23 protein-coding genes and 1 pseudogene are annotated in these 23,953 nt (G+C 52.8%); 18 read left to right on the forward strand and 6 right to left on the reverse strand.

Annotated elements, in window-relative coordinates:
* The first annotated feature begins 8 nt into the window (after nt 1–8).
* Together JOE21_RS13140 and JOE21_RS13145 are read left to right on the forward strand one after the other, a co-directional pair.
* Nucleotides 9–626, forward strand: a complete 618-nt coding sequence (locus tag JOE21_RS13140) for a LysE family translocator (protein WP_309867031.1) — start codon at nt 9–11, stop codon at nt 624–626.
* A 121-nt stretch (nt 627–747) separates the two neighbouring features.
* Entirely contained in the window at nt 748–1,158 is a 411-nt protein-coding gene (locus tag JOE21_RS13145; protein WP_309867033.1) for a hypothetical protein, read from the forward strand.
* Here the strand turns inward: JOE21_RS13145 and JOE21_RS13150 are convergent, their stop codons facing one another.
* The gene (locus JOE21_RS13150; RefSeq protein WP_309867036.1) at nt 1,159–1,494 is read right to left on the reverse strand and encodes an ASCH domain-containing protein; all 336 of its coding nucleotides are present in this window, start codon (nt 1,492–1,494) and stop codon (nt 1,159–1,161) included.
* Between the two features lie 164 nt (nt 1,495–1,658).
* On the opposite strand from JOE21_RS13150, the gene JOE21_RS13155 reads away from it, so the two are divergent.
* The 7 genes and pseudogenes from JOE21_RS13155 to JOE21_RS13185 all read left to right on the forward strand — a co-directional run.
* Entirely contained in the window at nt 1,659–2,177 is a 519-nt protein-coding gene (locus tag JOE21_RS13155; protein WP_309867038.1) for a GNAT family N-acetyltransferase, read from the forward strand.
* 66 nt (nt 2,178–2,243) lie between these two features.
* Complete coding sequence (curA, locus tag JOE21_RS13160; protein ID WP_309867040.1) at nt 2,244–3,263, forward strand: NADPH-dependent curcumin/dihydrocurcumin reductase; 1,020 nt, start codon at nt 2,244–2,246, stop codon at nt 3,261–3,263.
* Nucleotides 3,264–3,501: 238 nt separating this feature from the next.
* Nucleotides 3,502–4,683, forward strand: a complete 1,182-nt coding sequence (gene chrA, locus JOE21_RS13165) for a chromate efflux transporter (protein ID WP_309867042.1) — start codon at nt 3,502–3,504, stop codon at nt 4,681–4,683.
* A 268-nt stretch (nt 4,684–4,951) separates the two neighbouring features.
* Nucleotides 4,952–5,767, forward strand: a complete 816-nt coding sequence (locus tag JOE21_RS13170; protein ID WP_309867044.1) for an aromatic ring-hydroxylating oxygenase subunit alpha — start codon at nt 4,952–4,954, stop codon at nt 5,765–5,767.
* Between the two features lie 39 nt (nt 5,768–5,806).
* Nucleotides 5,807–6,430 (forward strand): MFS transporter, encoded by a 624-nt coding sequence (locus tag JOE21_RS13175; protein WP_309867046.1) that lies wholly within the window; start codon nt 5,807–5,809, stop codon nt 6,428–6,430.
* 30 nt (nt 6,431–6,460) lie between these two features.
* Nucleotides 6,461–6,604 carry a hypothetical protein gene (locus tag JOE21_RS13180; RefSeq protein WP_309867049.1) on the forward strand — a complete coding sequence of 48 codons (144 nt, stop codon included), beginning with the start codon at nt 6,461–6,463 and terminating at the stop codon, nt 6,602–6,604.
* A gap of 19 nt (nt 6,605–6,623) precedes the next feature.
* A pseudogene (locus tag JOE21_RS13185) lies at nt 6,624–7,130 on the forward strand (MFS transporter); the annotation flags it as partial.
* A gap of 52 nt (nt 7,131–7,182) precedes the next feature.
* On the opposite strand, the gene typA reads toward JOE21_RS13185, so the two are convergent.
* A complete protein-coding gene (gene typA / locus JOE21_RS13190) occupies nt 7,183–9,006 on the reverse strand; it encodes a translational GTPase TypA (RefSeq protein WP_309867051.1) in 1,824 nt (607 codons plus the stop codon).
* Nucleotides 9,007–9,286: 280 nt separating this feature from the next.
* On the opposite strand from typA, the gene JOE21_RS13195 reads away from it, so the two are divergent.
* Nucleotides 9,287–9,838 carry a GNAT family N-acetyltransferase gene (locus JOE21_RS13195; RefSeq protein ID WP_309867053.1) on the forward strand — a complete coding sequence of 184 codons (552 nt, stop codon included), beginning with the start codon at nt 9,287–9,289 and terminating at the stop codon, nt 9,836–9,838.
* A gap of 204 nt (nt 9,839–10,042) precedes the next feature.
* On the opposite strand, the gene JOE21_RS13200 is transcribed toward JOE21_RS13195, so the two are convergent.
* From JOE21_RS13200 to JOE21_RS13215, 4 genes are all read right to left on the reverse strand, one after another.
* Nucleotides 10,043–11,539 carry a NarK family nitrate/nitrite MFS transporter gene (locus tag JOE21_RS13200; protein ID WP_309867056.1) on the reverse strand — a complete coding sequence of 499 codons (1,497 nt, stop codon included), beginning with the start codon at nt 11,537–11,539 and terminating at the stop codon, nt 10,043–10,045.
* A 393-nt stretch (nt 11,540–11,932) separates the two neighbouring features.
* Nucleotides 11,933–12,370, reverse strand: coding sequence for a peptidylprolyl isomerase (locus JOE21_RS13205; RefSeq protein WP_309867059.1), 438 nt, complete (start codon nt 12,368–12,370; stop codon nt 11,933–11,935).
* 79 nt (nt 12,371–12,449) lie between these two features.
* On the reverse strand, nt 12,450–13,511 hold the full coding sequence (locus JOE21_RS13210) for an anthranilate phosphoribosyltransferase (protein ID WP_309867062.1): 1,062 nt from the start codon (nt 13,509–13,511) through the stop codon (nt 12,450–12,452).
* Nucleotides 13,512–13,513: 2 nt separating this feature from the next.
* A complete protein-coding gene (locus tag JOE21_RS13215) occupies nt 13,514–14,128 on the reverse strand; it encodes an ANTAR domain-containing response regulator (protein WP_309867064.1) in 615 nt (204 codons plus the stop codon).
* A 798-nt stretch (nt 14,129–14,926) separates the two neighbouring features.
* Here JOE21_RS13215 and cobA point away from each other — a divergent pair.
* The 8 genes from cobA (at nt 14,927) to JOE21_RS13255 (ending at nt 23,893) form a co-directional block, all read left to right on the forward strand.
* Nucleotides 14,927–15,730 carry a uroporphyrinogen-III C-methyltransferase gene (gene cobA, locus JOE21_RS13220; protein WP_309867067.1) on the forward strand — a complete coding sequence of 268 codons (804 nt, stop codon included), beginning with the start codon at nt 14,927–14,929 and terminating at the stop codon, nt 15,728–15,730.
* A 5-nt stretch (nt 15,731–15,735) separates the two neighbouring features.
* Nucleotides 15,736–16,491 (forward strand): sirohydrochlorin chelatase, encoded by a 756-nt coding sequence (locus JOE21_RS13225; RefSeq protein ID WP_309867450.1) that lies wholly within the window; start codon nt 15,736–15,738, stop codon nt 16,489–16,491.
* Nucleotides 16,492–16,814: 323 nt separating this feature from the next.
* Entirely contained in the window at nt 16,815–19,484 is a 2,670-nt protein-coding gene (locus JOE21_RS13230; protein WP_309867453.1) for a sigma-54-dependent transcriptional regulator, read from the forward strand.
* 157 nt (nt 19,485–19,641) lie between these two features.
* Nucleotides 19,642–19,962 carry a PTS sugar transporter subunit IIB gene (locus JOE21_RS13235; RefSeq protein ID WP_309867069.1) on the forward strand — a complete coding sequence of 107 codons (321 nt, stop codon included), beginning with the start codon at nt 19,642–19,644 and terminating at the stop codon, nt 19,960–19,962.
* Nucleotides 19,959–21,305, forward strand: a complete 1,347-nt coding sequence (gene celB, locus JOE21_RS13240) for a PTS cellobiose transporter subunit IIC (RefSeq protein ID WP_309867072.1) — start codon at nt 19,959–19,961, stop codon at nt 21,303–21,305. Before JOE21_RS13235 ends, celB begins: the two co-directional genes overlap by 4 nt.
* A gap of 159 nt (nt 21,306–21,464) precedes the next feature.
* On the forward strand, nt 21,465–22,226 hold the full coding sequence (chbG, locus tag JOE21_RS13245) for a chitin disaccharide deacetylase (RefSeq protein WP_309867074.1): 762 nt from the start codon (nt 21,465–21,467) through the stop codon (nt 22,224–22,226).
* Between the two features lie 12 nt (nt 22,227–22,238).
* Entirely contained in the window at nt 22,239–22,568 is a 330-nt protein-coding gene (locus JOE21_RS13250; protein WP_309867077.1) for a PTS lactose/cellobiose transporter subunit IIA, read from the forward strand.
* Entirely contained in the window at nt 22,565–23,893 is a 1,329-nt protein-coding gene (locus JOE21_RS13255) for a 6-phospho-beta-glucosidase (RefSeq protein ID WP_309867079.1), read from the forward strand. Before JOE21_RS13250 ends, JOE21_RS13255 begins: the two co-directional genes overlap by 4 nt.
* Nucleotides 23,894–23,953 lie beyond the last annotated feature (60 nt).

Consider the following 23,953-nt stretch of genomic DNA (forward strand, 5'->3'; position numbering starts at 1 on the left):
GTCAGGAGGTGGAATTTGTTATTGTTGCTGCAACCTTCGGAATTTCCGCAGGGTTTGCACCCGGTCCATTTATGGCGTTGATTTTGACAGAAAGCCTTAGCGGCGGATGGAGAAGAGGAGTCCTTGCATCCATGGCCCCCCTGATTACAGACGGGGCCATGATCCTCTTGTCCCTGTGGATGTTGAGTGCGTTTTCCCCCCCGATGTTTGCTGTCATGGAGGGGGTGGGCGGTCTGGTGATGTTCTATTTCGGCTACAGTACATGGAAGATCCGAGAGGCTCGTCCTGAAAGGGAGGAAGCTGTTGCATATGAAGGGGCGTCTGGGCTTGCGCCACTTTGGAGGGGAATTGCAGTCAATGCGTTGAACCCGACTGCTTGGCTGTTTTGGTTTACCGCCGGAGGTACATTTCTTCAGCGTGCCTATTCTGCCGGGACCATACCGGTACTTCTGTTTTTACTGGTCTTTTTCACTCTGCTGATTGGGAGTAAGGTTCTTGTGGCGGTTGTAACAGGACAGCGTTGGATCGGGGGGCGGTTACACCGAACCCTTTTAATGTCAAGCGGAGCGGCTTTATGGGGGCTCGGTGTTTACGCACTATTCAATGGTCTCTCCTATTTTCTTTGAGACAACATTGTTTTCGGTGGACTTAGAGTCTTTTTTAAAAAACGGCAAGAGGACTGTCCATTTCTTCCAAAAAAGGGTAAAATGGAGCCGGACAGAGATAGATGAAAGAGGGTTATGTCCCATGATCAAGCCGGTGATCCGTATCTCCTTGTTGTCTTTTGGTGGAGGCGTGGCGGCACAATGGTTGATCTTCGCCCTTTACCTGTCATCCGTGATGGGCCAGATGGACGGAACATTGTGGTTGTTGTTGGTTTTGTATCTGTCATCGGAGACCCTGCTGTTGTCGGCGCTCCTTTTTTTCGGGTGTGGTGTTCCCTTGTATTCCGTGGTGCTTCAAAGTGTCCGCAAGGATCAACCCGGTGTCTATCCCCTCCTGACCGTGTTGATATGCTTGGCAATGGGGATCGGGGTGTATTGGTGGAACGGAACTTTTGATTGGCGTTTCTTTGCGCTGTTGCTTCCTGCGGCATTTTTCTTCGGAGGACTGTGGTGGAATCGGTTCGTCGTGGACCGGGAGGCGGTGTTTTCCTGATCAGGTGGCTCGTTCAAACTCGTGTACCCACATCACCATGTCAAAAGACCAGGGGACTCCGGGATGGATGTGATTGAGGTAGGACATGTATGCTTTCTTGTCTATTTGTCCTTCCTGTACGGCATCCCGATCATTCATGGCACCCAAGGTTTGACGGTAGACGGCTGTGATGATAAATGGCTGGTTCTCGAGAATCATTTGTTCTCCGGGATAGGCATAAAGACCGTTACGTCGTTGGGCTTTTTTTTTGCCTGCCAGCACCCGCTGCACATCCTCTTGCCGGGTGATCAGTCGCTCGATGGAACAGGTTTTTTGGGGGTATTCGGCTTGATTCATCTCGCTTTCCCTCCTCGATAAGGATCTTTATCCGTATTCCCGTGTGGCATTGATTTCATGGTATCGGTTTTGTGAACGCGAAAAGTGCGCAGGGATCCGGGCGGAAAACAGCGAAAATAATTTGTAGACGTGCGGTTGAAGCAATGGCAGAAAGGAATAAGAACATGAAGTGGAAGGTCAGGCCGTATCATCCTGCTACGGATGAGGAGACGATTATTCGGTTTCACTTGGAATTGTTGCGTGAACATTACAAACTCTGGTCACAGATTACCGAGTCAGATTATGATCCCGATTACTGGGAGCAGATGATGCGGGAAAAAGAGGTGGGCCGCCGCTGGGGAGAGGAGCTGGCGGAACGCGTCGGGCAAAAGCATGTCTATCTGCGTGTATTTACACCACCGGATGATGACCATCCGATCGGTTATCTCTATCAGGACATTCGACCGGACCCCCATATGTTTCATCCCGCAGGATATATCAACGAGATCTACCTGGAGCCCGCCTATCGGGGCCGCGGCTGGTCCCGGGCGATGCTGGAAGATGGGGAGCATTGGTTTCGCGAGCGCGGGATTGCCACCCGTCAGGTGTTCGTCACCAGCAACAACCTGGCCGCTGTCAAGCTCTACACTTCTCTCGGTTATCGCGTGGCAGACTATCGGATGATGAAAGCGGAAGATGAATAGGTTTGTTCCCTTTTGGCATGAGGAATAGGTTAGTGCAGTCAGATATTTAGGTTAGGAGGAATTTTTTTGGCCGAAACAAATCGCCGCATTCAGCTCGCGGAACGTCCCAAAGGGGTGCCGGATGCGCGCACGTTCCGCATGGAAGAAGGCTCGGTGCCGGAACCGGGAGACGGGGAAGTATTGGTTCGAACCGTTTATCTGTCTGTTGACCCGTATATGCGAGGACGGATGAACGATGTGAAATCGTATGTGCCGCCCTTTCCTCTGAATGAGGTGTTGACGGGAGGGGTGGTGGGTCAGGTGGAACATTCCCGGGATGAACGCTTTCAATCGGGGGATTTGGTGTTGGGGATGCTGGGTTGGCAGGATTATTCGGTAGCCAAAGCCGATGAATTGACCCCGGTCAATCCGGAGCTGGCCCCGCCTTCCACGGCACTCGGCGTGTTGGGGATGCCCGGCTTGACGGCTTATTTTGGTCTGTTGGATATCGGTTCGCCCCAGGAGGGCGAAACCGTGGTCGTATCCGGTGCAGCCGGTGCCGTCGGCTCCGTCGTGGGACAGATCGCCAAGATTAAAGGCTGTCGTGTGGTAGGGATTGCCGGTTCTAAGGAGAAGCTTCGCTATCTGACCGAAGAACTCCAATTTGACGCGGCCATCGACTATCGATCGGAAAACTGGCAACAAGAGTTGAAACAAGCCTGCCCCGATGGGGTCGACGTCTATTTTGACAATGTAGGTGGCGAAGTCTCCGACGGGGTGATCCGCCTTATCAACCCGTTCGCCCGTATCCCCCTTTGCGGTCAAATCGCCCTGTACAACCTGGAGAAACCGGATCTGGGCCCCCGGATCCAACCCTTCCTCCTGGTAAATCGCGTATGGATGAAAGGATTTATCGTCAGCGACTACAGTCGTCGGTTCAAAGAAGGGCTGACTCAACTCGGTCAATGGGTCGCCCAGGGTAAGATCCGCTATCGAGAACAGATCGTGGACGGGTTGGAGAATGCCCCCGACGCCTTTCTCGGACTCTTTCGCGGGGAAAATATCGGGAAACAGTTGGTAAAGGTATCGGAGATTAAAAACGGTTGATAGCCACCCCCTCCTTTTTCGAAAAGGAGGGGACTTTTGCAATCAAGGGGAGATTGGTGATTATCTGGTGCCCCGGCAGTTACCGGAGATCTTTTTGCCGGTACTGAGGCGGGTTTAACCGGGTGTTAACATCCGGTTGATAAAATAGAGAACAAGAGAGAATCGGATAGGAAAATCCCCCTGGGGGATGGTGGTGAAACGTTTCCTTTCCACTGCTTCAAGAGGAGGAATCAAAGGGTTGGAGAACAAACGGGTACAAGGGTCTGCTTGGGAAGTGCTCCGGGTGGCGACCCGGTTGGGATTTACCTCTTTCGGGGGGCCGATTGCCCATCTGGGGTATTTCCGCGAAGAGTATGTGAATCGTCGCAAGTGGTTGGATGAAAAGACATATGCCGATTTGGTGGCACTGTGTCAGTTTCTCCCCGGTCCCGCCAGCAGCCAGGTGGGGATCGCCGTCGGATTGCTGCGGGCGGGGCTGCCGGGGGCGGTCGCTTCCTGGATCGGTTTTACGTTGCCGTCAGTGCTGGCGTTGGTTTGGTTTGCGTTTGCGCTTCGGGAGGGGCAATTGGAAACCGCCGGTTGGCTCAAGGGTTTGATGATCGTCGCAGTCGCCGTGGTTGCCCAGGCGGTGTGGGGGATGGCCAAGAGTCTGGCTCCGGATCGCCCCCGTGGAACGATTGCGCTGTTAGCCGCGATTGCCGCTCTCCTGTTTCCCGTTGCGGGGGCCCAGGTGGGGATCATCGTGGCCGCGGGGCTGATCGGTTGGTGGTTTTTGCCGCGGACGGTTCCTCCCAACCGCGTTCCCGTCCATACGGGACTGGGCCGACGGGCTGCGATCATTTGCTGGGGTTTGTTTTTCGGTCTGTTGCTGTTTTTGCCTTTGTTGGCCCAGTGGAACGGCCATCCCTGGATCGCCTTGTTTGACGGGTTTTACCGGGCGGGTTCCCTGGTTTTCGGTGGGGGACATGTGGTGCTGCCCTTGCTTCAATCGGTGGTGGTTCCTGCGGGCTGGGTCGACAACGAGGCCTTTCTGGCCGGTTACGGAGCCGCCCAGGCTGTTCCAGGGCCGTTGTTCACCTTTGCTGCGTATCTGGGGATGGTGGCGGAGGGATGGGGCGGTGCCTTGATCGCCACCCTGGCCATCTTTTTACCTTCGTTTTTGCTGGTGATTGGAGCGCTTCCCTTTTGGGACGTCATCCGTCGCCGTCCCGCCTTCCACGCCGCTTTTGCCGGTGTCAACGCCGCCGTTGTCGGGATTTTACTCGCCGCTCTGTTTGACCCCGTCTTTACCAAAGCGATCGACTCACCGCTTGATTTCAGCCTGGCGCTGATTGCGTTCGGGTTATTGATGGTATGGAAGCAGCCGCCTTGGGTGGTGGTGTTGATCGCCGCCGCGGGAGGATGGGTGATTGGAACATAATGGACGTATGAAACGAAGTAACTGCCTGTTTATGAAAAAGCTCCCTTCGATCAGTAGGGAGCTTTTTTTCTCGGAGTTTCCGATGATGGAATGTGGTAGGAAATGATCATTAAAAATCTAAGTATAGGCTTTTCTTTTTTATACAAAAGAGGAATATATGTGATTAAGTGAGGATTCAGGAGGGATAGGAAGATATTTCTTATCTGTTGTCGATGATTCACCTGTTTCAGGTTGAATATGGGAAATTATAAAAATAGTATGATCCCGGTTGTTATCGGAAAAAGGGAGTTGCAAAACCATCCGCTGTCCGTTCCATAGCTGGACGTATGCGTTGGATGGTCGGTTGCTGGGAGCCCCTGGAACGGAAAAGATTCATCATTTCGATAAACAGGAGTTTTCCTTGGACGAGGTGCACTGTATCGACTACCATGGTTTGATCTTTGTCCATTTACAGGAGGAACCGGTTCTTCCGGAGACGTTTTTTGGGGACTTTGGAGAGCGGGTGGTGCTTCCCTATCAGTTGAAGCAGATGAAAGCGGTAAAGGAAAAAGATTATGTGTTACAGTCAAACTGGAAATTTTATGTGGAAGTGGATATGGAGACGTTACACACACCCAACATTCACAAAGAATCGATTGGGGATCAGCCGGTTGATTGGGAACGGACCAAAGGGAGTTGGATCTCGGTTTACCATCGTTCCGATGAGACGGTTGCCTTACATCCGGGTGAAAGGAACAAGGGGTTTCCTTATATCGAAGGTTTGACCGGGAAGGCGGCGGCAGGAACTTCTTTTTCCATCGTATATCCCGGATTTTTCATTGTGACCACAGTAGATGCGATGTGGTGGATCCATAAAGTTCCGGAAGGGCCTGAACGGACAAGAGTCCATGTAGGTTATTGTTTTCCAGAAAAAACCGTGAATCGAGATGATTTCGATAGCAAGGCCGCGAAATATTACCAGCGGTGGGATCAGGTCATACAGGAAGATGATTGGATAACGGAATTTCAGCAATCCAGTATCCGTTCCAGTCGTCCGGGAAGATATTCGCACCGGGAAATCGTAGTGTATGCGTTGGACAATTAGATCTTGGATCAAGTGTTGACGAGGTGAAGGGATGTTTTTATGAAACCACTTTACATACGGGCTGGCTTTAAACGTGTGCGATGGTTCGTGTTTTTCTTATTGATCGGTTCGTTTATGCTGGGTTTTTTTCATCGCTTTGCCCCCGGAGCGTTTGCGGAGGAAATTTCAGGGGAGTTTGGGATTTCAGCCTCTGCGCTGGGAACGTTGGCAGCGATGCATTTTTACACCTACACGGCCATGCAGATTCCCGCCGGCATTTGGGTGGACAGGTGGGGCACTCGCTTCACTGTGTCCGTCGGTGCCGTAATCGCGGCAGTGGGCTCGCTATGGTTCGGACTGTCGCCGACATTCGCCTGGGCGACCGTGGGACCGCTGTTGGTGGGGATTGGAGTGTCGGGTATCTTTGTGGGGATGATGAAAACCAATTCGTTGTGGTTTTCTCCCCGCCATTACGGTGCCGTCAGCGGAGTGACAATGTTGCTGGGCAACGCGGGTGCGGTGATGGCGGCAGGTCCCCTGGCATGGCTGCTTCTGTGGTTCAGTTGGCGGAATGTACTGGTGGCAGCGGGTATTCTCTCCGTATTACTGGCATTGCTCACCTATATGTGGGTGAGGGATCGCCCCGAGCAAGCCGGTTTTTCCTCCAGTGGACAGGGTTGGTGAATCACCTCCATCAGAACAAGCGGGCCCTTGGTGGAAAGGAATTGGGGAGGGGTGGAAAAGTGGAGCCATCGGCCCCGTGCTTTGGGCCAGTGTCGGTACGAACGCGGTATTTTACGCCTTCGCCGGTTTGTGGGGAATCCCATTGCTGCGGGATGGGTTCGGTTTATCCAATGAATAAGCGTCTTTATACACCACATGGGCGTTGGCGGGATATGGGCTGGCATCGCTGGGAATTGGATGGTGGTCGGACCGGATGGGGCGGCGCAAACCCTTGCTGGTGACTGCCGGTATTCTCTCGTTTGCGGGTTGGTTCGGATTGGCCTTCCTGCCCTGGAGTCCCGGTTGGTCGGGCATCCTGCTGTACCTGTTGGTGGGAGTTTCTGCCGCCCAGATGGTGGTGGGTTTTGCCGCTGTGAAAGAGTTCGTTCCGCTACGCATCACGGGATCGGCATTGGCGTTGGTAAATGCGGGCGTATTTTTGGCGGTGGCCGTGATCCAACCGCTGTTTGGCGTTTTGCTGGATGTGGCATGGGACGGGACGGTGGTAAACGGCGTACCCGTTTATTCCCTCGAGGACTACCGCTGGGGGTTGCTTTTTTCCTGTCTGATCAGCTTTACGGGGTTCCTAGCCTGCTTCTGGGTCAGGGAAACCTATTGCCGAAACCGGCCAATCGAATCACAGTCAGGAGCCAGAATGTAAGAAAAAATCAACAGCCCCTTTCTTCCATGGGTGGAGGAAAGGGGCTGTTTGGTTATTCCATCCGTCCGCCTTGTTTCTGGTAGCGGCGACGTTGGTTTTTAGCCAAGATCCGTTTGCGGATGCGGAAATCGACAGGGGTGACTTCCAGGAGTTCATCTTCGGACAGGTATTCCAGCGCGTCGTCCAGGGAGAGGTTTTTAGGCGGTTCCAGGCGAAGGGCATCGTCAGAACCAGCGGCCCGGAAGTTGGTCAGTTGTTTCTTTTTGCAGACGTTGACATCCAGGTCGCTTTCCCGGATATGCTGTCCGACGACCATGCCTTCGTACACTTCCGTGTTGGCTCCGATGAAGAGGGTGCCCCGCTCCTGGGCGGCGTGTAGGCCGTAAGAGGTTGCCGTTCCGGGCTCCCAGGCGACCAGGGACCCGTGGTCGCGGGTCTGGATCTCCCCGGCATACGGTTCATAACCGCCGAACAAGGTGTTCATCAGCCCTTCGCCGCGGGTGGCGGTCAGGAATTGCTGCCGGAAACCGATCAAACCGCGGGTGGGGACCCGGTAGGTGTAGCGGATCGATCCGTCATCCAGCAGCTGCATGTCGGTCATTTGCCCTTTCCGCTGTCCCAGGAGCTCCACGACCGCCCCTTGGTGTTCGCTGGATACTTCGATTTCCACGATCTCCACCGGTTCGTGCCGTTTGCCGTCGATCTCCTTCAGGATCACCTCGGGTTTGCTCACTTCAAACTCGTAGCCTTCCCGGCGCATGTTTTCGATCAGGATCCCCAGATGAAGCTCTCCACGTCCCGCCACCAGGAACGTATCAGGGGAATCGGTGTCAGACACGCGCAGGGCGACATCCCTTTCCGATTCGATATAGAGGCGTTCCCGCAGTTTACGGGAGGTGACGAAGGTGCCCTCTTGCCCGGCAAAGGGACTGGTGTTGACACCGAAAGTGATGCGCAGGGTAGGCTCTTCCACCTGGATGGGCGGGAGGGGGCGCGGATTTTCCGGATCGGTGATCGTATCTCCGATTCCGATGTCCCCGAGACCGGTGAGGGCAATAATGTCACCGGCTTGCGCCTCTTCCACTTCCACCCGGTTTAACCCTTGATGGGTGAAGACCTGGGCCACCTTGAGAGGCTGTTCCGATTCACCGGCGATGTGCAGCACCGACTGATTTTTGCGGATGGTGCCGCTGTTGAGACGGCCGATGACAATCTTCCCTTTGTAGTCGTCATACCCCATCAGCGTGGCCTGCAGCTGGGTGGGGCCGTCTGGATCGACTTGGGGAGCCGGCAGATGGCGCAGGATTTCCTGAAACAGCGGCTCCAGGTTGTCGGTGAGCGCGTCGGGCTCCACACCGGAATGGCCGGTGAGGGCGTTGGTGTAAATCACGGGAAACTCGGCCTGTTCTTCCGTTGCTCCCAGATCGACGAACAGATCAAAAGTGGTGTCCACCACATAATCGGGGCGGGCATTGGGCCGGTCGATCTTATTGACGACGACGATGGCCCGGTGTCCCCGTTCCAGGGCTTGGCGCAGCACGAACTTGGTTTGGGGCATGGGTCCTTCCACGGAGTCCACCAGGAGAAGAACCCCGTCCACCATGTTCATCACCCGTTCCACCTCGCCGCCGAAGTCTGCGTGTCCCGGGGTATCGACGATATTGATCTTGACGCCTTGGTAGGTGATGGATGTGTTTTTGGACAGGATGGTGATGCCCCGTTCCCGTTCCAAGTCGTTGGAGTCCATCACCCGATCAGCGACAGCCTGGTTTTCCCGGAAAATCCGGGCTTGTTTCAGCATGGCGTCGACGAGAGTGGTTTTCCCGTGGTCGACGTGTGCAATAATAGCGATGTTGCGAATCTCTTGAGGGTTCATGTGACCGGGCGCGGATGCGCCCCTGGCCTCCTTCACGCGAAAATGTTGCCAAAAAAAGCACCCGGCGCCTGACGGCCGGGAGAATGAGCCATAGCCGAAAAGATGCTTCCAAATAAAAATTATACCACACAGGGGACAGGATCGCCATGTGGGAAATGCCGGGTATGGTTACCGGCAGCTTTTCGCCTCTGCCCTTGGCTTGTGTATAATAAAAGGGTGAAACATGGTACCCCGGATCCGGACACAGCCTCCGGGATAGATGGGAGGATGACGAACCCTGATGAGACAGTACCGTTTGGATGACGGGGACCCGTTGATCATACGGGAAGCAGAGCCTGCCGATGCGGAACGGATCGTGTCATACCTGCGCCAGGTGGCGGGAGAATCGGATGCGTTAGCCTTGACGGAAGAAGAAGTGACACTTGATGTGGAACAGCAGCGGGATGTGATCACCGATTACGCCGAAGGGGACAACCGGCTCTTCCTGGTGGCGGAATGGGAAGGACGGATTGTGGGCGTCCTTACCTTTGAAGGGGGGAGGCGCAAGCGGGTAGCCCATTCCGGTGAATTCGGGATGAGCGTGTTAAAAGCGCACTGGGGGCGCTCCATCGGCTCCCGCTTGATGGACAGCCTCTTGGATTGGGCCAGAGAGGGAAATGTTATCCGGAAGATCAATCTGCGGGTAAAGGCAGATAATCAACGGGCGTTGGCTCTCTACCGGAAATACGGGTTTCGGCGGGAGGGACGTCTCATCAAGGAGTTTTGCCTGGATGGTACGTACGTCGATCTGGACCTGATGAGCCTATGGTTGGAGCCGGATTCCCCATCGTGAGAGCGGATTGGCACCGGAAGCGAGCAAAGGAGCCAGCCGGTTGGTATAGGAAAAAATCCAGGAGCGTCTGGAGGGCGTCCGTATTTTCATGAAGCGATTTAACTGTATGGACGATTATAAAAGCCCGGTATTCTCCATAGGGGAATACCGGGCTTTTGGCTTCCGGAAGATGATCCTTCATTTCTGTAAACAGGCTGTCTGTCTTCAACCGGCTTGTTGTTGTCTGTCTTCTAAAGAAGCCAACTCTTTATCCACCGAGGAAAGAACATATGCGTCATCAAACGATCCCTTCGGCTCTTCCAGCATAAACGCACAGGCGAGAAAGCTGAGAAAAGCGCCTGCCGACAGGATGAAGAAAAAGGTACTATTCGATACGAAGGTTAAAATCGTTAAATAGGTGACCGCACCCACATTTCCATATGCACCCGCCATTCCTGCGACCTGGCCGGTAACCCGTTTCTTGATCATGGGAATAATGGCAAACGTGGCTCCTTCCGCCCCTTGTACAAACATCGACGTCAAAATCGTAATGACAACCGCCATCAACAACGGCCATTGTCCATTCATAAAGCCCATCGCGAAGAATCCGGCTGAGATGCCCAGCATATAGATCAACATCACTCGTTTGCGATTTTTCATGTTATCGGACAACCAACCGCCAAGGGGTCTGGCAAACAAGTTCACAAAGGCGAAAGAGGAGGCAATGAGTCCCGCCTGTGTCGGCCCCAATGACCAGACAGTCTGGAAAAACGCCGGCAGCATCGATACAACCGCCAGCTCCGCTCCGAAATTGGCGAAATAAGTGGTGTTTAAAGCGGCTACGTTTCGAAATTTATACCGATCATCTTCCGGAACCCCTTTTTTCAAGATCGGAACATTGACTTGTAAAATGCGAACAATCTGATAGATCAACACAAGACCCAGTCCTACGTAGATCATGGTGGAAAAGCTTTCCGATATGAGCTTCGATTCACCCAGTCTCCAGTTCAACAAGCCCAGCACCCCGACCAAGGGGATCGTCCAAATGATGAGTTGTACCAAATCCCCCCAACTGCTCACTTCCAGTGCCGCCGCTTTTTTCGGTCTGACATACGCTTTACCGTCAGGCGTATCCTTTACGGACAGAAAATAGATGACGCCGTAAATCAGACAGATCAAACCGGTAAGTGCAATCGCAATTCTCCATCCATGGTCTCCCGGGAACAGCGAGAGGGCGATCCACGGCAGGGTCATGGCAGCAAAAGCGGAACCGAAGTTTCCCCATCCTGCGTAAAATCCTTCGGCAAAACCCACGTTTTTTGGTGGAAACCATTCCGATACCATCCGGATTCCGATGACAAACCCGGCTCCGATGGAACTGAGCACTAATCGCGCAACCGCCATTTGAGCCCAAGACGTACCGAACGCAAATACAAATGTGGGAATCGACATCACAACCAGCAATCCGGAAAAGACGATCCTCGGTCCGAATCGGTCAAGCAGCCCTCCGATTACGATCCGGGCCGGAATCGTTAAGGCGACGTTTAAGATCCCGAAGACAGCCAGGTGAGTCATATCCAAAAAGTCGGTTTTGGCAACCATCGTCGTTGCCAACGGTGCCATGTTGAACCATGTCACAAACGAAATAAAGAAGGCAATCATCGTCAAGTGCAACATTTTGATTTCTTCGTTTCTAAATCGGAAAAGATCGCGAACGTTCACTCTCAAAGCCCCTTTCTTTGCTGGTTGTTCATCCAAAGATCCTTTGACTGTCGCTTCACCATTTGAACAATCAAAAGAGCCCACCAATCCGTCGGATTGATGGGCTCCATTGCCCGCTTATCAGTAGAAACCACCTTTGGTTACAGGCCGATAGGCCGTTCTCGTGGTTACCGAACACTACATTGTACTCGGCTATGTCTTTGTTACAGTATCAGTGTAAAGCAAGAAAATCTATATGTCAAGTAATCTAACATAAATGTTGAGAATGGATCGTTCGGGCTCTTTCGTGTTATATATATTAACATAGGGCGGGTTGTCTTCTGGAAATCGAATGCTTCCCAGATAAGAAAAGGCCAGCTCAGGGCTGGCCTTTTCGGTGTTATTGGCGGAGGGTTACTCTTCCCACACTTTGACAGCAGTCATGCGATCGTCGTTTTTCATGCTTTTGGCCACTTCCAGTCCGGAAGTGACGCGTCCAAAGACGGTGTGCACGCCGTCCAGATGGGGCTGGGACTCATGTACGATGAAAAACTGACTGGAACCGGTGTCCTTGCCGGCATGGGCCATGGATAAAACGCCGGGCTCATGTTTGTGGGGATTGTCGGTTGTTTCACAAGGGATCGTGTATCCGGCCCCGCCGGTGCCATTTCCCACAGGGCAGCCCCCTTGGCTGACAAATCCGGGGATGACGCGGTGGAAAGCCAGCCCGTCGTAGAACCCTTCATTGGCCAACTTCTGAAAATTGGCCACGGTTCCGGGAGCGGCTTCGGGGAAAAACTCGAGTTCGATTGTTTTTCCGTTCTCCATTTCAATCCGTCCTTTGATTGCCATGGACAGTTCCTCCCTTCGGTTGGACTGTTCCATTGTATCACAGGACGTCAGTGCGGGCAGAGGAGCATTTCGCGGAGAATTACCGATGCGGAACTCCTTCATGCGCCGCGGTTTTGGATGTCGGCCGGACCGCTTCCATCCATTGTTGGAACCGGGCCAGAGCGTGGCCCTCTTCCAACAGGCGTGCAGAAAGTTTTACCCCTTCGTCGATAGTGGGGGTCAAGTCTGCGAACCACAGGCGGATTGCGCTGTTCCAGATCACCATGTTCCGGCAGGGAGAGGGTGTTTTCCCTGTCAGCACTTCCAGTAGAACAGCTGCTTGTTTTTCGGCGGTCCAATGTTCCGGTGTTTTTTCCTCCGGATTGAATCCGTATGCGGCGGGATCGAGAACAGACGATTGGCTGTCCCCGTTTTCCACTATTGTTACGCGGGTCCGGCGGTGGATGGGAAGATCCTCCGAACCGTCGATCCCTTGGACGATTAATCCTCGTCTGACGCCGATTCGGGTGAGCAGTTGTGTCATTTTGTCCACGGCCGTCTGATGGAACACGCCCACTGTCTGCAATGGCGCGTTGGAGTATCGCAGTAATTTTTCAGCCGTATTAAACAGGGTGCGGACGCCGATTTCCTCCCGAAGCTCGCGTAAAGATGCGAGGGGAGGGCACCAATTTTCTGCAGGAACAAAAAGAAAGCCGGTTTGGTCGGCAGCTGTTTGCAGAACATCACGGGGACATTGCTCCGTGTTTACTCCCAACGAGCAGAAGAGGTCCATGACTGTAATTCCGCATTTTGGAGGGAGAGTGCGGCTCCCGTGCAGAGTGACCGGAAGTCCCGCCGCAGCCAGCACGAAGGCGACTGGCAATGTGGCCAGAAAGGATTTTCGTCGTCCGTCATACGGTCCTGCGCAATCCAGGCCATGTTGGATGGGGTACTGAATGCTCCGCTCGCGGAGGACATCGACAAATGCCAGAATTTCCTCCGGAGTCTCCTTTTTGATCCGTTCAGCGATAAGAAACGCTCCGATTTGTGCGGGGGTGGCTTGGCCGGACGCGATTTGCACCGCGCCGTCGCGAGCTTGATCATAAGACAGATCCTTGGCGCCCTTTTTTCCCCGGCCGACTTCTCTAATGAGGGTAAACACGGTTAATCGCCTCCCGGGCGGCTGGAGTGTAACAAGCGGTGGACTTGTACGATCGTATGGGCGATATCGGCCATCGGCTTTCGCTCGTTCATCGCTTGTTTGCGTATAATTTGGTAGGCTTCGGCTTCAGACAGTTGCTTCGCATCGCGCAGAATCCATTTGGCTTGATCGATCCATTTCCGCTCTTCCAGTTTTCGTTCCAGTCGTTGATATTCCGTTCGCTGCTGATGGTGCAGGAGGCTGATTCGGAGTGCCCATTGAACTTGATTGTCGTCCATTCCATCATACAGGATTCCATCCACGTGTCCCAGGCGTTCGATTCTCTGTCTGTTTGGATCGCTCCCGTCACAGCGCCATAATTGAGGAAGGTAGTGAACCGAGGGGAAGCGTTGTTGACAGACTGGCAAGGATGCAGCCGGTACGGACCATACAATGGCATCTATTCCGTCTGAATATTCCTCGACGTCCTCATAGGTGGTGGTTATCACTTGGAAGCCGGTATTGGTCAAGTGTTGGCGCAGGGCTTCATCCGTATGGGATTTCCTCGTGGCAGACGGTGTCGTTGTATCCGGTTTGTCGTGTTCGGTGTGATCCGAAACCCACAAGAGCGATTTCATCCCATTTCCTCCTATTTGATTTGGTTGAATGAGCTCGGAATTTTCTTCCTATCATACAGGATTCGGCGTTTAATGTAAATAAATATAACATGAAAAATTGAATGTCAAAAATCATACACTTCATTGTTAATTAACTTGACACAATTAAGGTGGCCATTTACAATATAAGCATCACAGGGAATTTGAATCCAATCTCATGATTCGAATACAATGGCGTTTTCGGTGATGGAAGAATGCCGGGTGGGCCTGTATGGATCGACCCTAGACGAATTTACGCTGATGAAACACGGCAATATGGCCCTTTCATCCAAATGATGACGGGTCCTTATTTGTTTTTTCGAGCAACCGTTTAATAGGAAGTTGTCAAATCATCTGTTTGTATGGGGGATGCGAGTAGTCCGTTTTGCCGTATCCCTTCCTTTGACCAGCCGGTGATATCTCCTTTTAGGTATCAGGGGTTGGCCATGGGAATTGCTGAGCCGGAACAGCGGAGGAAGAAAGCCGTGTAAAAGCTTGGTTTTATTGCAAACGGCGGGTGAGACCCCGATAACCAAGGATTTTCCTGCTGGTGAAAGATCAATCCCTACTCGTGTATGCCATTTGTTTCCAGGTCTCGCTATGCGTTTTTTGCAAGAGATCGAAGACAACACACCAGCCCGGCTAACCCACGCTCATATACACTCTTCGTACAAATGCACTGTAGTATTAGGAAGACCCCTGTCGATGGGGACGGGGAGACGGTTTGAGTGCGGATCACCCCCGTCAAGAGGACCGGATGAAAGAGAAGAGGTGGAAAAGATGAACGATTGCGGAAAAGTATATTTAGTGGGGGCGGGTCCCGGGGATCCATCTTTGATTACGGTACGGGGCATGGAGCTGCTTCAGCGTGCGGATGTAATCGTGTATGATCGGCTGGTCCACCCCGATCTGTTGCGGTATGCCCGTCCTTCTGCATCACTTGTCTATTGTGGGAAACGACCGGGCCACCACACACTTCCCCAGGAGGAGATCAATCGGATCTTGGTGAAACAGGCGACGGCCGGCAAGCAGGTTGTCCGCTTGAAAGGAGGAGACCCCGGCATGTTTGCCCGTGTGGGGGAAGAAGCGGCTCATTGCGCCCGACACGCGATTCCCTATGAAATCGTTCCGGGTGTGACCGCCGGTCTGGCCGCCCCCCTCTATGCCGGCATCCCGCTTACCCACCGTGGAACCGCCTCCTCCGTCGCCTTTGTAACCGGGCATGGCTGTGGCGGGGAGGAGCCCCCGAGCTGGGGAGGGCTGGCGGAACAAGTGGATACCTTGGTTATTTATATGGGGATGTCCAACCTGCCCCAGATCCGCCAATCGCTGCTTCACCATGGCCGCTCGCCGGATACGCCGGTTGCGTTGATTCGGTGGGGAACATGGAAGGGACGACAGGAAACCTTGTCCGGTACCCTGGGCAATATTGAAGAGAAGGTACGCCAACAAAAGTTCGCCTCTCCTGCGATCATTGTTGTAGGTGAAGTGGTGGCTTATCAGAAGCACTTGGCTTGGTTTGAAGGGGGAGGCAGTGATACATTGAATAAAGAGGACGACTTGGAGCAAGGTGTGATGGGGTGAACAAAATGAACCATACGGGCGTACTGATGATCGCCCATGGATCCCGAAACCAACAATGGGTTCAGTTGGTTGAGGAGGTGGCGGGAATGGTTCGGACGGACCATCCCCTCACCGTGGGATACTTGGAATTGGTGGAAGGGAAAAGCATCGCTGACGGGGTGCGTGAATTAGAGGAAAAGGGTGTGCGGCGAATCCTGACCGTTCCTCTGTTCGTTTCTTCGGGAAGCACGCACTTGGAGGAGATCCAGTATGCTCTCGGGATCAAACAAGAATCCCGGGTGGAAACCGATCTGGAACCAATTCATCCCCGGGTTCCGATTCTATGGACGGAGGCCATGGACGACCATCCGCTGGTGGAAGCGATCTTGGCGGAACGGATTCAAAAACTGTCCGTCCAACCCCGGGAGGAAACGCTTCTGTTGGTGGCTCATGGCAGCGAAAAGCCCGGTTTCCGTCCAATCTGGGAAAAGGGGCTGTCCGCTTTGACGACCCGTCTTAAGCGGCGCTTTTCCTTTGACAAAGCGGACTTTGCCATGCTGCGTCTGGGAGATGTGAGGGAGAAGGCGGAACGGTTAAGCCGGGAAAAAAAGTGTCTGGCCGTCCCGGTTTTTGTCAGCCCGGGTTATTTTACCAGTGAAGTGGTTTCCAGAGAGTTGGAGGGCCTTTCTTGCCTGTACCGGGGGGAGACCTTTTTACCGCATCCCTATGTGGCCCGGTGGGTGGAGGAGAAAGTGGAAGAAGCACTCGATCAGAGGGGATGATCAGTCAGGAGAGAGAGGGTCGGTATGGCTGGCGGAGAGCCTTTGCACTCACAGAGCACAAGTCTCGCCAGGGTCACTGTTGTTCCCTGGTCTCGCTATGCGCTTTTTGCAACGAAACGAAGACAGCCATACCGACCCGGGATCTCGCCCTACGGATTGTTCAGACACGGCCTAGTCAGGAGAGAGGGGAAATTCCCTCTTTTTATTTTTGGAGGAAGAAAGCGTTTCCAAAGGGTTTGAAGGAAAGCGGGGCCGGTCTGTCAAAGTTCCTAAGGGCGACAAGGGATAGGCCATCGTCAGTAAACAGGATAGAGGGTTTGACAGTGAAAAGAATCGATATCGTCTACGAGAAGTTGAAAGCGTGCACCCTCGAAAACGGGATCAGTGCCAAAGAATTGGCGGACTTGCTCCAGCTGGACCGGGCCAATGTCAGCAGTGATTTAAACAAACTGTGGAAAGCGGGTAAGGTGAAAAAAAGCTCTGGCAGACCGGTGCTTTTCTCTGTCAAGAAGCCGGAGGGACAACAGAAGACAGAAACCAAACTGGATCAGTTGATGAAAGAAAACCCGAGCATGGCAGCGGCGGTGGAACAGGGGAAAGCGGCCATTTTGTACCCGCCCCGCGGCATGCATACGTTGATCATGGGAGAAACCGGTGTGGGAAAATCCATGTTTGCCAAGCTTCTTCACGGATATGGGGTGGAAGTGGGGAAACTCCGGCCGGATGCTCCCTTTGTCACTTTTAATTGCGCCGATTACGCCCATAATCCGCAATTGTTGTTGGGACAGTTGTTCGGTGTAAAAAAAGGAGCCTATACGGGAGCTGTGAAGCAAAAGGGGTTAATCGAAAAAGCGGATGGTGGCATCCTCTTGCTGGATGAAATCCACCGCCTTCCCGCCGAGGGGCAGGAAATGTTGTTTACTTTTATTGATCAGGGCGTATACAGAAGGTTGGGAGAGACGGAGACGGAACAACGGGCGGATGTGTTGATTCTGTGTGCTACCACGGAAGAACCGGAATCCAGTTTACTCCAGACGTTTCGCAGAAGAATCCCTATGACGATCCGTCTGCTTCCCCTGCGGGAACGATCCGTGAAAGACCGATCCTCCCTGGTTTTCCGTTTCTTCAGGGAAGAAGCGGAACGCCTGGGGAAAGAGATCTATGTTTCTTCTAATTCCATCCGGGCATTGCTCTATTACCCGTGTCCCCACAACATCGGTCAGTTGAAAACGGATATCCAGCTTCTCTGTGCCAAGGCGTATGCCGACTTGGTGACCATGAAGAAAGAAAAGATCCAAATCAACAGCTCCGACCTTCCCAATGATATCAAAGAAGGATTGTTTATCGCCAAGAGAAAAAACGATCAAACGATGAGCGGCCATCGCTACACCGTCTTCCACCCCGGCGGGGAAAGCCGCATGCATGAACCGGATGAAACCGATCATGACAACATCTATGAGAACATCGAGAGAAAGTTTGATGAACTGAAAGCCAGAGGCATTTCGGACGATGAGCTGGATGTGTTGATGGAGATCGATATTGAAAACTACTTTAAGCAATATTTACAGGGGGTTCATCGGCGCATCCATAAAGGGGATCTGGGCAAAGTGATCGATCCGGAAGTGATTGCCCTTTCGGAAGCGATTATTCAAACGGCTGAGAGCCGTCTATGTAAGATTTTTCCCCGGAAAGTCGTTCTGGGAATGGCCCTCCATCTTCAAACCCTGATCCATCGGATCAAACACGGTAAAAAGATCGTCAATCCCCAATTGAACAAAATTCGCTCCACCTATAAACAGGAGTTCAGCGTGGCGTGGGACAGTATCAAAATGATCGAAGAGCGGTTCCAGCTGGATCTTCCGATTGATGAAGCCGGTTTTCTTACGATGTTTCTGGTATGGGACGATACGGCGATCCATGATGCCGATGATCAGGTTTCCGTCATGGTGATGATGCATGGCTCCGGTTGTGCTACCGCTATGGCCGAGGTGACCAATCAGCTGCTGGGCACCAATCATGTTCAGGCGATTGACATGCCGTTGCAACGGGAACCGATGGAGGTTTATAACCAACTGAAGCAGTTTGTTCAAACGAACGGCTGCAACCGTGGCATGCTGGTATTGGCCGACATGGGCTCCCTGCTCTCATTTGGTGATATGTTGCAAAAAGAACTGGACATCCCCGTCAAGGTGATCGCCGCAGCCAGTACCCCTCACGTTCTCGAAGCGACACGAAAAGCGATGTTGGGGTATCCATTGGATAAAATCTATGAGGATGTCACTCATTTAACTCCCTTCTATTTAAACGATACCTTGATAAAGAACGTGGACGGCCAACCGGACTCCTATGCCATTGTGACGGCTTGTCTAACCGGTCAAGGAAGTGCGCTGGCCATCAAAAAAGTATTGGAAAACTATCTGCGCTATGACTCCGATATGATCAAAATCATTCCGGTCAACATCCTGAATCCCAAAGAGATGGATGCGGTGCTGACGGAGATGAAAAAAAACCACCGGTTATTGTGTGTGATCAGCAATTTTCCGGTGGCGGGTGATCGGCCTTCCTTTCATGTGGAGGATGTTCTCAGTCTGCAAGCCGTCCAACTGATTCAGGAAATGATCGATACGGAAGAAACCTATGTCAAAATGGCCGAAGCGTTGAAAAACCACCTTGTCAACATGGAGCCGAAAGGATTGATTGACAACGTTCGTCAGTGTGTTGGAAAGATGGAGAAGAGATTGGACAAAAAAATCGGCAGTCAGGATTTAATCGGGGTTGTTCTTCACATCAGCTGCATGGTGGATCGGCTGGTAACTGGGAACAGCGTGGCGCGTCATAAGGAGAAGGAAGCATGGATTCGCGGGCATCCGGTGTTGTACCATGCGGTGAAGACGGCGATGAAACCGTTGGAGGAAACATACCGCATTGCGGTTAAAGATGATGAAATCTGCTACATCATGGGCTTTTTTCAACCCTGCGAAACACTGTCATAAGGCAGTGTTTTTTTATTGGGGAGAGCAACACACTGAAAACACACAAAAACGATGCCGACACACTGGACTGAAATCCGAGAGTATTTGCAACAATCAAATCATTGGCACGGGATTTGCTTCTTAACTAGGATGGACACTTGACCAAGGGGGAATGATCATGAATATTTTGTTGGTTTGCGCGGCGGGGATGTCAACGAGCCTATTGGTTTCAAAGATGGAAGAAGCGGCACGGGAGAAAGGGTGGGATGTCCAGGTGAAAGCCGTGCCGGCGGATGAAGCGAAAGCCCATCTGGATGATGTGGATGTCTTGTTGTTGGGTCCGCAAGTACGCTATAAGCTTCCCCAGTTTAAACAGATGGGGGAGGAACGGGGGATTCCCGTGGATGTGATCAACCCGGCGGATTACGGATGCATTAACGGCCGCGGGGTTTTGGAATTTGCGTACACCATCAAAAGTGAGGAGGCGGGCTCAAGGTGAACCGATTTGTAAGCGTTTTAGAAAAACATGTGATGCCGGTAGCCGGACGAATCGCCGAACAAAAACATCTGCAAGCAGTCCGGGACGGTATCATTCTGGCCATGCCTCTATTGATCATCGGCTCCTTGTTTTTAATCATCGGTTTTCTTCCATTTCCGAATTACAGCGAATTTATGGCGGGTATATTCGGGGAGCAGTGGTTGAATAAGCTGCTGTATCCCGTTGGAGCTACCTTTGATATCATGGCACTCGTCGTCAGCTTCGGTGTCGCCTACCGTTTGGCTGAAAAGTATAAAGTAGATGCACTTTCAGCCGGCGCCATTTCCGTCTCTGCCTTTTTATTGGCCACCCCCTACCAGGTATCCTTCACCCCTGAGGGAGCAAGCGAAGCGATCATGGTCGGCGGCGGGATTCCGGTCCAGTGGGTCGGCAGTCAGGGATTGTTTGTCGCTATGCTTCTCGCCATCGTTTCTACCGAAATCTATCGGAAGATCATTCAAAAAAATATCGTGATCAACTTGCCGGAAGGGGTTCCCCCGGCGGTCTCCCGCTCGTTTGTAGCCCTGATCCCCGGCTTTGCGGTTATCAGTTTGGTGTGGGTGGTACGCCTGCTGCTTGAAATGACACCCTTTGAAGGGTTCCACCATATCGTGACCACCCTGTTGAACAAGCCGTTGAGCCTGTTGGGAGGAAGCTTGCTGGGCGGATTGGTCGCCGTGTTGTTGATCCATATGCTGTGGTCGACCGGATTACATGGAGCAGCCATTGTGGGCGGTGTGATGGGACCGATTTGGCTGTCCCTGATGGATCAGAATCGACAGGTGTTCCAAAACGATCCCCAGGCCGTCCTCCCCAATGTGATCACCCAGCAGTTTTTTGATCTCTGGATATACATCGGAGGGTCTGGAGCGACACTGGCGCTGGTGCTTGCGATGATTCTCCGGGCCAGGAGCCAGCAGTTGAAGAACATCGGCCGCTTGTCGATCGGCCCCGGATTATTCAACATCAACGAACCGGTTGTTTTTGGGATGCCCATCGTGATGAATCCCCTTTTGATCATTCCGTTTATCCTGGTGCCCCTCTCATTGGTCGTCGTATCCTATGTCGCCATGTCCACCGGATTGGTGGCGAAACCGAACGGTGTGGCCGTTCCCTGGACAACGCCGCTGCTGTTCAGCGGTTACCTGGCGACGGGAGGAAAGATATCGGGAGTGGTTCTGCAACTGATCAACTTCAGCTTGGCATTGGCCATCTACTATCCCTTCTTTAAAATCTGGGATAAACAGAAGCTGAAAGAAGAACAGGGAGCCGGTACAGAAAACGCCCGATCGGTTGTTGCCTAGTGCCCCTTCATCAATATTGCTCGTGTTTTCATGGAGGGAGGCTTGGGGATCCCGCGGCGGGCCGGAAATCCAAGCCGACCGATCTCTCTGTATGAGGCTAAGAAAAGCTTAGGTGATGTTATCGATGGGGCACTAGAACGAAGAAAGAGAGGGGATCGGATGGTTACCAACGTCATTGTGAATGCCGACGACTTTGGATATTCCAAAGGCGTGAACCTCGGGATTCTGGAGAGTTTCCAACAGGGAGTGGTCACGTCCACCACGATGATGGTCAATATGCCGGCTATAGAACATGCGGCGGCATTGGCGAAGCAACATCCGGATCTGGATGTGGGGATCCATTTGGTACTCACATGCGGAAAACCTGTCCATCCGGACGTTCCCTCCCTGGTTGACGAACGGGGGATGTTTCATCGTAACGGTGAGTGGAGCCGCTTGGCTACAGAAGAGGATATCGAGCGGGAATGGACCGCGCAAATCGAACGATTTTTGTCATTGGGGCTAAAACCGACTCATCTGGACAGTCATCATCATGTTCACGGCGATCAACGGGTGCTTCCCGTTGCGACGGAACTGGCCGAAAAGTGGGATATTCCCATGCGCCTGGCCATGGAGGAGACTCCGGCTTCGCCATCCGGAAAACGGAAAACGACGGATCGTTTTATTTACGCCTTTTACGGGGAGGAACTGACGAAGGAGACGTTTATCGATCTGTTGGATCAATCACAGAGATGGGAATGGGTGGAGATCATGTGCCACCCCGCCTATCTCGACATGCCGCTTTTGGAGGGAAGTTCCTACGCACTCCAACGAGTGAACGAGCTATCCATCCTGACCGACCCTGCCGTGTTGGAAGCGGTCAAACGGAAAAATATCCAACTAGCCCGTTATCGGGACATCCAAACCAAGACTCATGCTTAGGGAGAGTGCCAAATGGATTCGATGGAAGGAATTGTATTTGAATTGATTCTTCACGGCGGCAATGGCAAAAGTTTGGCGATGGAAGCCATCGCGGAAGCAAAAAAGGGAAAGATTGCTGCCGCCCGTGAGAAATTGAAGCAATCGGGGGAGGAATTGCAAAAAGCGCATCGCCTTCAAGCCAACCTGATTCAACAAGAAGCAGGGGGATCCCGCTCAGAAGTGACGCTCCTGATGATCCATGCCCAGGATCATCTGATGAATGCGATCACCGTCAAAGACTTAGCGGCAGAAATGGTCGATTTGTATGAAAGGATCACCATTGACGGAGGTGTCAAAGCATGAGTGGAATCAAAGTCGTCACCATCGGAGGAGGATCCAGTTACACCCCCGAGCTGGTGGAGGGACTGATCAAGCGCTACGGGGAATTGCCGGTTCAAGAATTGTGGCTGGTCGATATCCCTGAAGGCGAAGAAAAGTTAAACATTGTAGGCGCATTGGCCAAACGGATGGTGGAAAAAGCGGGCGTTCCGATGAAAATCCATTTAACGCTGGATCGGCGACAGGCTCTGCGAGACGCTGACTTTGTCACTACTCAATTTCGTGTCGGCTTGCTGGATGCACGGGCCAAAGATGAGTCCATTCCATTAAAATACGGGGTAATCGGCCAGGAAACAAACGGTCCGGGGGGGTTGTTCAAGGCCTTACGCACCATTCCCGTCATGCTGGAGATCGCAACGGATATGGAGGAGTTTTGTCCGGACGCCTGGCTGATCAATTTTACCAATCCGGCCGGGATGGTGACGGAGGCACTCCTGCGCTGCAGTCCCTTGGAAAAAGTGGTGGGGTTGTGCAACGTCCCCATCGGGATGCAAATGGGGATCGCCAAGATGCTCCAGGTGGAAGCGGACCGGATTCATATTGATTTTGCCGGTTTAAACCATATGGTGTTTGGACTCAACGTTTACCTGGATGGAGAAAACATTACGGAAAAGTTGATACAACAATTTCTGAGCGGTGAAAAATCCGGGGTTACGATGGAGAACATTGTGGACCTCGGCTGGGAGCCTGCGTTTATCGAAGGGCTGAAGATTCTCCCCTGTCCCTACCACCGCTATTATTATCAGACGGACCGTATCTTGGACGAGGAAATGGAAGCGGCAAAAACAAAAGGAACGCGGGCGCAAGTGGTGCAGAAGCTGGAAGCGGATCTGTTTGAGCTGTACAAGGATCCGGATCTGGCTGTGAAGCCGCCTCAGCTGGAAAAACGGGGTGGAGCCTATTACAGTGATGCCGCCTGTAGACTCATTCATTCCATTTACAATGACAAAGGGGACATCCAGCCGGTCAACACGAAAAATAACGGTGCGATCCAGGGCATTCCGGCGGACTCGGCGGTGGAGGTCAACTGTGTCATCACCAAGGACGGACCCAAACCGATCACGGTAGGAGAACTGCCGGTTCCGGTCCAGGGGCTGGTCCAGCAGATCAAATCCTTTGAGCGGGTTACCGTGGAAGCGGCTGTCACCGGCGATTACAACACGGCCTTGGTTGCCATGACCATCAATCCGCTGGTTCCTTCCGACAAGGTGGCCAAACAATTGCTGGATGAGATGCTGGAAGCTCATCAGGCCTATCTGCCGCAGTTTTTTGAGAAAGTCGATGTGTAAGTGCTCAAATAAGAAGCAGCCAACCCCATTACTGGGGTTGGCTGTTTGTTGGTTCAATTT

This window comes from Desmospora profundinema (assembly GCF_031454155.1).
Lineage (GTDB): Bacteria > Bacillota > Bacilli > Thermoactinomycetales > DSM-45169 > Desmospora > Desmospora profundinema.

Bases quoted from the DNA above. Each gene is read 5' to 3' on its own strand.
- JOE21_RS13250 (WP_309867077.1), top strand. From the start codon at position 22,239: ATGGATTCGATGGAAGGAATTGTATTTGAATTGATTCTTCACGGCGGC.
- JOE21_RS13205 (WP_309867059.1), bottom strand. From the start codon at position 12,370: ATGGCAATCAAAGGACGGATTGAAATGGAGAACGGAAAAACAATCGAA.
- JOE21_RS13155 (WP_309867038.1), top strand. From the start codon at position 1,659: ATGAAGTGGAAGGTCAGGCCGTATCATCCTGCTACGGATGAGGAGACG.
- JOE21_RS13255 (WP_309867079.1), top strand. From the start codon at position 22,565: ATGAGTGGAATCAAAGTCGTCACCATCGGAGGAGGATCCAGTTACACC.
- cobA (WP_309867067.1), top strand. From the start codon at position 14,927: ATGAACGATTGCGGAAAAGTATATTTAGTGGGGGCGGGTCCCGGGGAT.
- JOE21_RS13225 (WP_309867450.1), top strand. From the start codon at position 15,736: ATGAACCATACGGGCGTACTGATGATCGCCCATGGATCCCGAAACCAA.
- typA (WP_309867051.1), bottom strand. From the start codon at position 9,006: ATGAACCCTCAAGAGATTCGCAACATCGCTATTATTGCACACGTCGAC.
- JOE21_RS13175 (WP_309867046.1), top strand. From the start codon at position 5,807: ATGAAACCACTTTACATACGGGCTGGCTTTAAACGTGTGCGATGGTTC.
- JOE21_RS13235 (WP_309867069.1), top strand. From the start codon at position 19,642: ATGAATATTTTGTTGGTTTGCGCGGCGGGGATGTCAACGAGCCTATTG.
- JOE21_RS13215 (WP_309867064.1), bottom strand. From the start codon at position 14,128: ATGAAATCGCTCTTGTGGGTTTCGGATCACACCGAACACGACAAACCG.
- JOE21_RS13195 (WP_309867053.1), top strand. From the start codon at position 9,287: ATGAGACAGTACCGTTTGGATGACGGGGACCCGTTGATCATACGGGAA.
- JOE21_RS13145 (WP_309867033.1), top strand. From the start codon at position 748: ATGATCAAGCCGGTGATCCGTATCTCCTTGTTGTCTTTTGGTGGAGGC.
- chbG (WP_309867074.1), top strand. From the start codon at position 21,465: ATGGTTACCAACGTCATTGTGAATGCCGACGACTTTGGATATTCCAAA.
- JOE21_RS13150 (WP_309867036.1), bottom strand. From the start codon at position 1,494: ATGAATCAAGCCGAATACCCCCAAAAAACCTGTTCCATCGAGCGACTG.